At 44.7% G+C, this 12,434-nt stretch carries 8 protein-coding genes and 1 other annotated feature; all 8 genes read right to left on the minus strand.

Going from position 1 to position 12,434, the window contains the following annotated elements; translation table 11 throughout:
- Nucleotides 1-150: 150 nt before the first annotated feature.
- The 8 genes from AAAT93_RS12115 to AAAT93_RS12150 all read right to left on the minus strand — a co-directional run bounded on the left by AAAT93_RS12115 (nucleotide 151) and on the right by AAAT93_RS12150 (nucleotide 12,374).
- The gene (locus tag AAAT93_RS12115) at nucleotides 151-2,193 is read right to left on the minus strand and encodes a DNA topoisomerase (RefSeq protein ID WP_021985184.1); all 2,043 of its coding nucleotides are present in this window, start codon (nucleotides 2,191-2,193) and stop codon (nucleotides 151-153) included.
- 12 nt (nucleotides 2,194-2,205) lie between these two features.
- A complete protein-coding gene (locus tag AAAT93_RS12120; protein WP_021985185.1) occupies nucleotides 2,206-3,372 on the minus strand; it encodes an FprA family A-type flavoprotein in 1,167 nt (388 codons plus the stop codon).
- A gap of 106 nt (nucleotides 3,373-3,478) precedes the next feature.
- Nucleotides 3,479-4,171 (minus strand): HAD family hydrolase, encoded by a 693-nt coding sequence (locus tag AAAT93_RS12125; RefSeq protein WP_021985186.1) that lies wholly within the window; start codon nucleotides 4,169-4,171, stop codon nucleotides 3,479-3,481.
- Between the two features lie 339 nt (nucleotides 4,172-4,510).
- Nucleotides 4,511-6,613: a glutamine synthetase III gene (locus AAAT93_RS12130; protein WP_021985187.1), complete on the minus strand. Its 2,103-nt coding sequence runs from the start codon at nucleotides 6,611-6,613 to the stop codon at nucleotides 4,511-4,513.
- A 263-nt stretch (nucleotides 6,614-6,876) separates the two neighbouring features.
- Complete coding sequence (locus AAAT93_RS12135) at nucleotides 6,877-8,052, minus strand: hypothetical protein (RefSeq protein ID WP_021985188.1); 1,176 nt, start codon at nucleotides 8,050-8,052, stop codon at nucleotides 6,877-6,879.
- A complete protein-coding gene (gene tyrS, locus AAAT93_RS12140; protein ID WP_021985189.1) occupies nucleotides 8,052-9,275 on the minus strand; it encodes a tyrosine--tRNA ligase in 1,224 nt (407 codons plus the stop codon). Before tyrS ends, AAAT93_RS12135 begins: the two co-directional genes overlap by 1 nt.
- A 59-nt stretch (nucleotides 9,276-9,334) precedes the next feature.
- Nucleotides 9,335-9,584, minus strand: a binding site (T-box leader).
- 47 nt (nucleotides 9,585-9,631) lie between these two features.
- Nucleotides 9,632-10,798, minus strand: coding sequence for a cation diffusion facilitator family transporter (locus AAAT93_RS12145; protein WP_118544855.1), 1,167 nt, complete (start codon nucleotides 10,796-10,798; stop codon nucleotides 9,632-9,634).
- Nucleotides 10,791-12,374, minus strand: a complete 1,584-nt coding sequence (locus AAAT93_RS12150) for an O-antigen ligase family protein (protein ID WP_227573264.1) — start codon at nucleotides 12,372-12,374, stop codon at nucleotides 10,791-10,793. The genes AAAT93_RS12145 and AAAT93_RS12150 overlap by 8 nt, the downstream gene beginning before the upstream one ends.
- Nucleotides 12,375-12,434: the final 60 nt, after the last annotated feature.

The raw sequence follows: 12,434 nt of genomic DNA on the forward strand, positions 1-12,434 counted from the left end.
TAAATATCTGCAATTTTCAAGGTTCATTTGAGCCTATTTTTCTTCGGCTCGTTTTTCATAGCTTACTTGACACTATCATCTATTGAACCATACGCATGAAACTTATTTCATGCATATGAAACATCTGATTCTGCTCATTTTTCAATATATCTACGATTTCTTTGCAGCCTTCTTCGCTCCCGCCTTCTCATAAAATGGCTTCGTCCGGTCAAACAATCGCGTGATCTGATTCTGATTTCGTATCTGCTTCACGGCATTCGTGTTATCACAGACAAATTTATTCATCTTGGCTGTATATTCATCCTTCGAAATCGTTCCCTCCGCAACACCGGAAAGCCCTTTCTCCCACGATGCCGTCATTTCCGCCCAAAGCAAACTCTGAATGGAATTTAAGCATACATCGTAGATGATCTCTCCAAGAAACGTCGGTGTCACGATCTGTGTTTTCTTATTTAACGCAATGTATTTGTTCGTCACAAGCTTCGTGATGATACTGTCACGTGTCGCACTCGTTCCAATACCGCTGCCCTTGATCTGACTTCGAAGCTCTTCATCCTCGATGAGCTGTCCGGCATTTTCCATCGCCAGAATCAATGTACCCGAAGAATATCGCTTCGGTGGAGATGTCTCTCCTTCCTTGATATTGAATGTCTGTACTGGAATCGCATCACCTTTCTTCAAAGATGCAAACTTCGCCAACTCCTCATCCGTCAGCTTCTGTTCTTCCTGTTTTTTGTCAGACGAAAGTCCTGCTATCGTCAGATACCCTGGATTTTTCAGTCGTTTGAAATTTGCAAAAAAGCTTTCGGTTCCATTTTCTTTTTCGCCAACCACCGTATGAATCTGTCTTGACAACACAAGGCTTACTTTCTCATACTCTGCTGCCGGAAAGAAAATGCTCAAAAACCGCCGTGCAATAATGTCATACACCTTCCGCTGAATATCATTTAACCCATTCAGATTCCCAAGTCCCTGTCCGGTCGGAATGATCGCATAGTGGTCGGTAATCTGTTTATCATTGACATATTTGGATTTGGCAACACCCTTGTATCCGCCCTGTTGCATAATATACTGCGCATACTGTGCAAGCGGTTCGTATTTCTGCAAGCCACCGATATTTTTCCCGATTTCTTTCGCAACGGCTGTGGAAAGCACACGGGCATCCGTTCTTGGATATGTTACCAGCTTTCGCTCATAGAGTGTCTGCACGGTATTCAACGTATCGGTCGGACTAATCTTAAACAACCGTGAACAGTCATTTTGCAGCTCCGCTAAGTTATATAACATCGGTGGTGCTTTCTTCTCTGTCTTTTTCTCTACCTTCTGCACGATCAGTTCAATCGGTGCATCCGCAGACAATTCAGTAATCAACTGCTTAGCACTCTCTTCTTTTTTGAAACCATTTTCCTTATACAGAAGAGGAGAATCCAGATAGGCAGAATCCTTCGTCGTCTTCCACTCTGCTTCAAATCCTTCTGTGCTGGCAAGCACCCGGTAAAATGGTGTCGGCACGAACTGACGGATCTCCCGTTCCCGCTTCACAATCATGCCAAGTACACATGTCATGACACGTCCAACTGCGATCACGCATCGATCCATGCCAAGATAATTCCGGACTGTGTAGCTATATTTCAGCGATAATGCACGGGAAAAATTGATTCCCATCAGATAATCTTCCTGCGCACGCAGATATGCCGCATCACTCAGGTTATCATAGGCAGAAAGCTCTTTCGCCTCCCGGATACCTCGCATGATTTCTTCCTCGGTCTGCGAATCAATCCACACTCGTCGCCGGTCTTTTTTACTTTTGTCCACGCCTGCCATCTGCTCGACAAGACGGTAGATATATTCTCCTTCTCGTCCCGAGTCGGTGCAGACATAGATGCGTCCAACATCCTCACGATTCAGCAGCTTGCTTACGATCTGAAACTGTTTGCTTGACGCATCAATAATCTCATATTTATATTCCTCCGGTATAAATGGAATCGTATCAAAGCTCCATTTCTTCAAGGCTGGATCATAGACCTCCGGATAGCTCATCGTGATCAGATGTCCGACACACCATGTCACGATCGTATCCTCGTTCTCTAAGTATCCGTCCCTTGCACCGGCAGTTGCAGCCCCCTTCATGCCGAGCGCTTTTGCAAACTCACGGGCAACGCTGGGTTTCTCTGCTATGTACAAATTCTTCACTTAAAACTCTCCTTATTTGATTGCATTCACTAAGGCTTCCATCGCTGGGTAATCAGATTCCTTCATCGTAGACATGATCGTAACGGTTGGCTCCACAATCGTGACATCCTTCATCGTAGAAAGAATCGTCTTCATCGTGCGGGCGGCACATGGTGCCCAGCTGCCATTCTCCAGAATACCAACGGTACGCTTCTGGTACGCCTTTGACTGCAGATGATTCAGGAAATCCTGCATGCATGGAAATACCCCACCATCATAGCTTGCGGCACAGAGCACCATCCGGTCATAGCGGAATGCATCCTCTATTACCTCAGCCATATCTTCTCTCGCCAGATCACTGACAACGACCTTCTCTACGCCCTCTGCGCGAAGCATGTCTGCAAGCTTTTTAGCTGCCTTCGCCGTATTGCCATGGATCGATGCATACGCAACAAGCACGCCTTTATTCTCCGGCTCATACTTGCTCCATGTATCGTAAAGTCCAATATAGTATCCGAGATTTTCCTTCAATACCGGACCGTGCAATGGACAGATTGTCTCGATATCAAGTCCTGCTGCCTTCTTCAGAAGTGTCTGCACCGGCATGCCATATTTACCGACGATATTAAAATAATACCGTCTTGCCTCACATGCCCAGTCCTCATTTTCTGTGAGGGAAAGCGCGCCGAACTTACCAAATCCATCTGCTGAGAACAGCACCTTCTCGCTCTTCTCATAGGTCACCATGACCTCCGGCCAGTGTACCATCGGTGCCATATAGAACACCAATGTATGGGTTCCAAGCGATAACTCTTCGCCCTCCTTGACCGCAATCTTCTCCTGCGCATCCAATCTATCCTCGAAGAACTGTGGCAGCATCGCAATCGCCTTTGCACTTGCAACCAGCTTTACCTCCGGAAAAAGCTCGACCATTCTTCCGATACTTCCCGCATGATCAGGCTCGAGATGCGAGATAATCAGATAATCCGGCTTCTTTCCATTCAATGTCTGAAGCAGCTTATCCTCCCAGCCTTCCATGCCCCTGGCATCAACCGTATCCATAACTGCAATCTTCTCATCCAGAATCACATATGAATTGTACGATACACCTTCTGGTACTACATACTGACTCTCAAATAAGTCAATATCCTTATCATCCACTCCAATATAACGAATTGCATCTGAAATAGTTACCTGCATGTTTTTATCCTCCTGATTATTGTATTCTCCTATATTTAATCGTTCCATAGCATACCAATTACTTTCCTGCGTTTATTCGTACAACACAGTAACTTTATCCGCTACCCTATTCTAACAGATTCCGCTCTATATATCCAATATAATTTCGTGTATAATCCTCAATCAGATAATCGCACACTCCTGTATTCTGAAGCAGCTTTTTATCGGAATCGCCGTAGATTCCTACAATACAAGCTGCGTTCGCAGCAACGGCGGCTTTCACACCGGATGGGCTGTCTTCGATCACCATCGTCTCAGATGGCTCCGCCCCGATGCGCTCCATCGCACGAATATACATATCCGGTGCTGGTTTCGCCCGCATCGTTCCATCATCATAGGCAAGCTTTGATTTGTCAAACCATTTTGCAAGTGCAAACCGTTCAAAATAAAAGTCGACATTGGATAGACCAGATGCCGTTGCGATATTGCATTTTATATTTCTTCGCTGCAACTCATCCAGAAATTCTGGTAACCCCTTCACCAGCCTGCAGGCGTCCTGATCTTCCTGATACATGCTTCTGTATAGAACCTCTTTCTCTTCGGTCAACTGCATGATCTTCTCCTCGGACAAAGCACCCTTCCCAAGCAGCCACTCGAAAATATCCCGGTTCGTATGTCCGAGTATCTGATGCTGGAATTCTTCTTTGGTAAGTTCCCTGCCAGCCAGCTTACTCACATATGTCCGCCATGCAATATCATGATATTTGCCATCAAAAATCATCGTGCCATTACAATCAAATATAATGTTCCTTATTTTCATGTCTCATCCTCTTCTTATCTTTATATATGTACATCTGAGTGGATATACAGAATCCACTCTGAAATTCGCTTAAAATTTCCGGGATGGGTTTTTCCGCTTACTTTCCACGTCCTACGCCCACGTTGTGGGCATTTTCATAATTATACTCCATTCTACGCCCATTTGCCATCGCCCCAAACAGAAAAACTCATCTCGATAAACCAAATTTCCAATTCAAATCTAAAAAATTCACTTTCAATACTGAAAACATTCCACATAATATCTCCTATTACGTAAAAAAGGGGCTGCCAAAGCAGCCCCTGGGGGAAAATATATAAACCAAATGGTCTATAGCATATTCTACTGTTCAAACAACAGCTCTTCATATGTAGGGAATGGCCATGCCTTTGCATCTACGATCTTCTCAAGCTCATCCGCCGGCTTACGAACCGTATCGAAGAAAGCAAATACCACATCATGGTAATACTTTGCCCATGCCTTTGGATCCTCTTCCTTCTCGGCAGCCTTAGCCACAATATCCTCAAGCTCTGCAGTTGCCTTCTTAAGTTCCGCAAGCTTTGTATCGATGGTAGAAAGAATCTCCATCTGTGTATCTGCGCTGATACCAAGCTCCTTCAAATCCTTCACAGAAGCAGCCAGAGTACCCTCATACTTCATAACAGCCGGAATAATCTGCTTCGTGGACATCTCGATCATTGTCTTAGCCTCGATATTGATCTGCTTTGCGTAGTTATCATACATAACAACGCCTCTTGCAACCAGCTCACGCTTAGACATTACACCATGCTTCTCAAACATTTCGATATTCTCCGGTGTTGCGAGGTAATCAACCGCATCAACCATGCACTTGATATTTGGGAGTCCACGGCGCTCTGCTTCCTTTACCCACTCCTCAGAATAACCATTTCCGTTGAAGATGATTCTCTGATGCTCTCTCAACTTATCTGCAACCAGCTTCTTTGCGGCTGCCTCGAAATCATCTGCCTTCTCCAGCACATCTGCAAAATTGCAAAGTGTGTCAGCAACGATTGTATTTAAAGTCATCATTGGCTGTGCAATACACTGTGTACTACCAACCATACGGAACTCGAACTTATTACCGGTAAACGCAAATGGTGATGTACGGTTACGGTCTGTCGCATCCATCTTGAACTCAGGGATGACTGAACATCCTGACTTGTAAACCTTACCCTTCAAGCTGCTTGTTGCCTCTCCATTTGCAATGATCTGATCAACAACATCAGCAAGCTGATCACCAAGGTAAGCAGAAATGATTGCTGGAGGTGCCTCATTTGCACCAAGTCTGTGATCGTTACCAGCAGAGCTTGCTGACAGACGAAGCAATGCAGCATGATTATCAACAGACTCCAGAATTGCAGCTAAGAATACCTGGAACTGCAGGTTCTTCTCTGGCTCCTTGCCTGGATCAATCAAATTCTCGCCATCGGATGTTGAGATAGACCAGTTATTATGCTTACCAGAACCATTGACACCTGCAAATGGCTTCTCATGAAGCAGACATGCAAATCCATTTCTCTCTGCAACCTTCTTCAATGTCTCCATCAGCAACTGGTTCTGATCCGTTGCTACATTTGTTGTACCATAGATTGGTGCGATCTCATGCTGAGAAGGAGCAACCTCGTTATGCTGTGTCTTCGCTGGAATACCATACTCCCACAGATCCTTGTTCAGCTCTCTCATGAAATGAGAAACCTTATCCTTGATCACGCCGAAGTACTGATCGTCAAGCTCCTGTCCCTTCGGTGCCGGTGCGCCAAACAATGTACGTCCAGTCAGCTTCAGGTCAAGTCTCTGATTGAACTTATCCTTGTCAATCAGGAAGTACTCCTGCTCTGGTCCAACGGAAGCAGTTACCTTCGCTGGTGTCTTACCAAACAGCTTCAGGATACGAAGTGCCTGCTTGTTAACGGCATCCATGGAACGAAGAAGTGGTGTCTTGTGATCCAGAGACTCGCCTGTATATGAAATAAAAATAGTCGGAATACAAAGAACCTTACAGCCATCCGGAATCTCTTTGACAAATGCAGGAGATGTACAATCCCAGACTGTATAACCTCTTGCTGCACACGTCTCACGGATTCCTCCGGAAGGGAAGGAAGAACCATCTGGCTCAGCCTTGATCAATTCCTTGCCAGTGAACTCTGTGATGAATGTACCATCACCAACCGGATCCATGAAAGAATCATGTTTCTCTGCTGTCAGGTTTGTGAGTGGATGGAACCAGTGTGTATAGTGTGTTGCGCCGAGCTCCTTTGCCCACTCCCGCATGGCAATCGCTACGGAATCAGCAATCGCTGCGTCAAGCGGTGCACCGTAATCAATTGTCTTCTTTAATTCCTTGAATACTGCCTTTGGCAATCTTGCACGCATGACTGCCTCACAAAATGAACGCTTTCCTAAATCTTCTGCTGTAACTTCCATACTCGTATTCTCCTTTTCCTTAATTTTTTTAATTATCTTTAACTCGTAATTAAGATAACTCAAGTCTAAGGAAAACGCAAACTGAAAAAACCGTCTTTTTTCTTTCATAAATTACGTCAAATCGAATTTTTACTATACATTATTAAGTTTTAACTTGTGAATCGTATGTAAAAACGGACTTTTGTGTCGTTTTCGCAAGTAAATATAGGCGCTCGCAACGCTTAACTTGTGAAACCGTATCAAAAGTCCGTTTCTACTTGTTTTTATCTAGTCAAATCATCTCTCACACCCATATAATACGATGCAAACTCTTGTGTAATCAATTTGTTTCGTATCATCAGGTTGAGCGTATCTTTAAATTCTGCATAGCTGATTGTCGAATGCGCCAGATTATCCAGCGTCTTGCTGATCCGGTCTGCATATCCGTTCGCATCAATCACATTGTCCCGTAATAAGATATTCGACTTGTATGCTTCTTTAAAATAAATATTCACCTTGTTGGACATTGTTACCCGGTCATCCACCTGAAACTCTACCCCTAACAGGTCAAACAGTGCCGATGCCGACCGGTTTGTCACATAGATATCATTTCCGATTCCATACAAATTCTTATAGGCAGACAGATCATCCACAACCGTACTGTGCGCATAATCCGGCAGATACGGACGAAACATATCCGCAAGCACACTGCTGCCCTTATACGCTGCATAATCAATATCTTCATTTGCCGGCTGCTTCTTCAGATATGTAATATTCTTGATCTGATATAGTGGAATCGTGATGTGCCGCGGTTCCTGTTCAATCAGCAACAGATGAAAATCCTTTTTCTCTACCCAGATATAGGCAGGTGTCTGATTTGCCTTGAGCTTTTCGGAACGATCTACGAAGATCATACGATGCTCCCGCCGCACCTTGAACTTATGCAGCGTCTTCTTGACCTTCTTCCGGTCGTATGTTGTGACAGTTTCCTGCGTAAGAGCAACAATCGACTGTTCTTCCATCCGTTCCTCTCTGTCCTGCGACTCCTGTCCGCCCTCATCTGCGTCCTTCTTTTGCTGTTTCTTCCGCTTGTGCCGGTTGTGTTCTTCCTCGACATTCGAAGCTTCTTTCTCGTTCTTTCGCTTCGCAAATACCGGCGGCTTCATATGATCGACTTTCTTGTCCGCATCCTGTGGCTTCGTACGTTTGGAACGTTTTGTGTCCTGCGTTTCCGCGTTCTTCGCATCTTCCACAACACCACCCTGAATCACAAGCGTCTGCGCCAGCGTAATCACAACAAACACACATACGACTGCTGCAAAAATAAACAGAATCTGCCGGAACACGATTGCACACACAATCGCACCGACAGTTCCGATTCCGAACAGCAATGACAAGAGCACGATTGCCCTTGCCTTTGCCGTTCCATATTTAATTGTATTGACACATTTTCGAATCATTACGCCTTATATACAACCTTACGGAAATTCTTCTTTCCCTTCTTCAATACGAACTCCTCTGCGAAATCATCCGGTGTGAACATCTTCTTCACATCTGTGATCTTCTCGCCATTGACAGAGACACCGCCCTGCTCCATCGCACGTCTTGCCTCGCTCTTGGATGCTGCAAGTCCTGCCTGTACAATAATCGACATCAGATCTGTCTGTCCATCATTGAAGATATCTGCTGTGATTTCAGCAACTGGCATATTCTCTGTATTTCCGCCACCGAAGATATTCTTCGCTGCGTCAAGTGCCTTCTTCGCTTCTTCCTCGCCGTGTACAAGTGCAGTCAGCTCATAGGCAAGAATCTCTTTTGCCTTATTCAGCTCGCTGCCTTCCCAGTGCTCCATCTCCTGAATCTGCTCCAATGGAAGGAATGTCAACATCTTGAGACACTTGATAACATCTGCGTCGTCGACATTTCTCCAGTACTGGAAGAACTCATACGGTGTTGTCTTGTTTGGATCAAGCCATACAGCACCCTTCTGTGTCTTACCCATCTTCTTACCCTCAGAATTTAAGAGCAGTGTGATTGTCATCGCATGTGCATCCTTGCCAAGCTTTCTACGGATCAGCTCTGTACCACCAAGCATGTTCGACCACTGATCATCGCCACCAAACTGCAGGTTACAGCCGTACTTCTGGAACAACGCATAGAAATCGTAGCTCTGCATGATCATGTAGTTAAACTCCAGGAAGCTAAGTCCCTTCTCCATACGCTGCTTGTAGCATTCAGCCGTCAGCATACGATTGACAGAGAAATGCGCTCCAACCTCACGCAATACCTCTATATAATTCAGATCAAGCAGCCAGTCCGCATTATTTACCATAAGCGCTTTTCCCTCTGAGAAATCAATAAAACGGCTCATCTGCTTCTTAAAGCAATCACAGTTATGCTGAATGGTCTCCTTTGTCATCATCTGACGCATATCGGTTCTTCCGGATGGATCACCGATCATTGCGGTACCTCCACCAATCAGAGCAATTGGCTTATTGCCACCCATCTGCAGACGCTTCATCAGACAAAGTGCCATAAAATGTCCTACATGCAGGCTGTCTGCTGTCGGATCAAATCCAATATAGAACGTTGCCTTTCCTTCATTGATCAGACGGCTGATCTCCTCTTCGTTTGTTACCTGTGCAATCAAACCTCTTGCTACAAGTTCTTCGTACAATGTCATCTTTCTTTCCTCCAAAATATATTTTCTTTTTTGGGCATTAAAAAACGCCCTTATAAAAATATAAGGACGAAGTATACTCCGTGTTACCACCTTATTTCACGCTTACCTCACGATAACCGCCTTTGCAAGTATCGATATCAATACTTCAGCCTCTGTAACGTGTGCCAATCCGTCTGCCCCTACTTGACAAGCGTTCAGGGAGCAGCTCCGAGATGTATTCATGTTTCCGACTTACCGCGCCTCTCATCAACCGGCTGCTTTCTGTGGCAGCTGCTCGCAAACACTACTTGTTCTCTTCCTCGCCTTTGCTATCATTCACAATGATATGAAAATTATATATGATGATTTTCCGTTTGTCAACAATATCCTTTATCAAACGTAATTACTGTATAATATGTATCCTGTTTCTCCGCAAGCTTCTGCTGGATCTCAGACTTAATCTGTGCTTCTGTCTTCTTACATTCATATGGCACAAGCACATCAAAGATCAGATTGGTATGCGTTGGTCCCGACACAATCCGAAAGTCATGCATCGTAAGACCTTCATCGATTTCCTTTAAAATCCCCGCCATCATATCACGGCAAACATTCGTCTTCTCATCATCGTAATCAATCGGGTCCATGTGGATCGTCATATGTACCTGCAATTCATCGTAGATGTTCCGTTCTAACTCATCAATCGCATCGTGAATCTCCATGATATTTTCATGACAGTCCACTTCCACATGCACACTACCAATCAGATTTCCCGGACCATAGCTGTGTATGATCAGATCATGCATGCCATGACAGAACATATTCTCCATCACAAGCTCCCGGATCTTTGCAACTAACTCCTCATCCGCCGGCTGTCCAAGCAGCTGATCCACCGTATCTTTCACAATACCAAAACCGGAAAGCATAATCATGACTGACACCACGATTCCCATGATTCCATCCATCGGCAGATCTGAAAATGCCGACATCACAAGTGCGATTGCGGTTGCCAGTGTTGCAAACACATCGCTAAAGCTATCCTTAGAGGTTGCAAGCATAATGGACGAAGAAAGCTTCGTGCCAAGCTTCCGGTTCATAACTCCCATCCCAATCTTCACCAGCATGGAAAGCACCAGCACCAAAAGAGCAAGAAATGAAAACGTTACACGCTCCGGATGCATGACCTTCTCCACCGAGCTTCGCAGCAACTCAAATCCAACCGCCACAACCGCAGCCGCGATCACAAGCGAAGTCAGATATTCCATCCGCCCATGTCCAAACGGATGATCCCGGTCGGCTGGCTTCGCTGCCATCTTATACCCAAACATCGTCACGATACAAGTCGCACAATCCGATAAGTTATTCACACCATCTGATACAATCGAAATCGAGCCCGCGATCAGACCGATTGCAAGCTTACTTGCAAACAAGATCACATTGCAGATGATTCCGACGATGGAGGAGAAAAAACCATACCGTTTCCGCACTTCCGGGCGTTCGATCTCATCCGCATCCTTTATGCACTTATGAACCAGAAATTCAAGCACGTTTCTCTAACTCCTTCACTCTTCTACAATAATTCACAGTACCAACGCCCATTGCCATAAATACAAAGAACAGTGGTGTTGTAATCGGCTGATTCAGATTCAGGATGCTCTGCGCGAAATATCCAACTGTCGCTGCCAGACACACACTGATCCATGCATGCTCCTTTGCATGCTTAAACATATAGACGATACTGCTTCCGACCAATGCCAGATAAGAAAGCAGACCAACAATACCTGTGGTAAATAAGTACTGCAACAGCTCGTTATGCGCATTGTCATACACTTTACCCGTGACCTGAACCATCTCATTGTAGCATGCCGCCTTGAGTGTCACACGTACCGACTCATTTCCATATCCAAACAGCTTATTTACAAACGGTGCATCACCATACACTTCCACAATCTTTCTCCAGATGTAACCACGATAACTGCCCCATTTATCATTGAATGTCAGTAACGAAGAGCCAGTTACCGCCAAAACAATAATACCAATCACGCCAAGCGCCACACACGCACCACAGACAATCAGCACAATCTTCTTTTTATTCCATGCTGCAACCCTCGTGCCAAGCTTCCAGTTGCAGACACACACAACTGCAAATACAAGCAGCGCTGCTCCACATAACACAAATGCAATATCCAGCCGGTTTAAGGCGATTGCAAGTCCGCCCCGTTTTTTGTCATATCTTGTATGTCCATATTTATTGATAAACCCAAGCACCAGATTGCCGACAAACAATAAAAACACTGCAAACGAACTATACCGCAGTCTGCCCTGCATAAATGCAAGGATTGTCACCACAACAACGCCAGCAAAAATACCAAGGAATACACTGTCACTGTTTGCAATCAGAATATTGCAACCAGCCGCGATCAGTAGGATTCCTGACAGAATACGCGAAAACCAGTTCTTACAAAATGCAAACACTGCCAACAACACTGGAATCGAGATGGACAGATAACTTGCATACATATTGATATTTCCGAATGTTGATATGAATTTCGTATATTGATTTGATGCAATGTTATAACGCAGATTCAGGAAATCATGCTCCATATGCTGTCCGATTGCAACCGCATACGCAAATGCATTCGCCGCAGCAAAAAAGATAAACATGATCATCTGTGGGCGCACACGCTGTGCCAGCACAACGAATACGATCATCAGAACCAGATACATGCAAAGACCCATCCGTCTGCCCTGCAAGCCATAAAAAGCATCTTTTTTATTATCTGCACAAAACCATGCAAAAAAGTTTGCCATCAGGAATGCAAGTGCATAAAACTCCGGTCGCAAAAACCGTTTCTTCCCGGTATCCTCGACGAGCAAAGAATCATACTTATAATAATTCTTCAGATTTGCCTCCACAACATAACCGATCAATGCAAGCGCCAGATAGATACCGGCCGCATATAAAAAGAAATGATATTTTGTGATCGTAATATTAAAATAATGGTCATCGTAAATCAGTGGATACACACCAAACGCCAACAATGCAAATACATACACCGCGACATCCATCACACGAATTCCTCTGCAATATTCCAAATTGTCTGATTTTTTCGTCTTTGCCATGACTTTTATCTCCTTATCCAGCTCCTGCTGCTATTTTAACATATGTATATAAAAAGAAAA

The organism is Coprococcus hominis (ex Arizal et al. 2022) (assembly GCF_040094675.1).
Classification (GTDB): domain Bacteria; phylum Bacillota; class Clostridia; order Lachnospirales; family Lachnospiraceae; genus Coprococcus_C; species Coprococcus_C hominis.